The 920-nt window shown below is 72.3% G+C and carries 1 protein-coding gene; it reads left to right on the plus strand.

Translation table 11 applies throughout. The features are described 5' to 3' along the window. Window positions 1-920: glycoside hydrolase family 3 protein (locus RWX45_RS00260; RefSeq protein WP_316021795.1), on the plus strand; the 920-nt coding region annotated here is incomplete at both ends.

Below are 920 nucleotides of genomic sequence, written 5' to 3' on the forward strand. Positions count from 1 at the left end.
CCCCCGGCCTCGCCCCCGCCGACCAACTCACCGACGCCCAGCGCGAGCGCGTGGAGAACATCCTCGCCGAGCTCTCCTGGGAGGAGAAGCTCGCCCAGATCCAGATCACCTTCAAGATGACCACTAAGGAGTGCCTGGAGGCCGCCCGCGCCGGCATTGGCGCCCTGTTCTGGCCCGGCAACGCGGCGGACACCAACGCCGTCCAGCGCGCCGCCGTCGAGGAATCCGCCCACGGCATCCCCCTGCTCATCGGGCTCGACGTCATCCACGGCCAGCGCACCACCTTCCCCACCCCGTTGGCCATGGGCGCCTCCTTCTCCACCGCCATCGCCTGCACCTGCGCCGCCGTCTCCGCCGCCGAGGCACGCTCCGGCGGCGTCACCTGGACCTTCTCACCCATGGTCGATGTCTCCCGCGATCCCCGCTGGGGACGCGTCGCCGAGGGCTTCGGCGAGGACCCCCTGCTCACCTCCCGCATGGGGGCTGCCATGGTGGCCGGCTACCAGCACGAGCACCTGGACGAGCCCGGCACCATGGTGGCCACCGCCAAGCACTTCATCGGCTACGGCGCCGCCGAGGGCGGCCGCGACTACAACACCGTCGACGTCTCCGACCAGCGGCTCCGCTCCGTCTACCTGCCGCCCTTCGCCGCCTGCGTGGACGCCGGAACCGGCTCCGTCATGGCCTCCTTCAACACCGTCAACGGGCGCCCCGTTCACGCCAACCGGCGCCTGCTCACCGACCTGCTCAAGGACGAACTCGGCTTCACCGGCGCCATCGTCGGCGACGCCTCCGGCGTGGAGAACCTCATCCCGCACGGCGTGGCCGCCGACCTGCCCGACGCCGCCCGCATGTCGCTGACCGCCGGGCTCGACGTCGAGATGGGCGGCCACCTCCACGACCCCGCCGCCCGCCCCGAC

Source organism: Actinomyces sp. MRS3W (assembly GCF_032465695.1).
Taxonomy (GTDB): Bacteria; Actinomycetota; Actinomycetes; order Actinomycetales; family Actinomycetaceae; genus Actinomyces.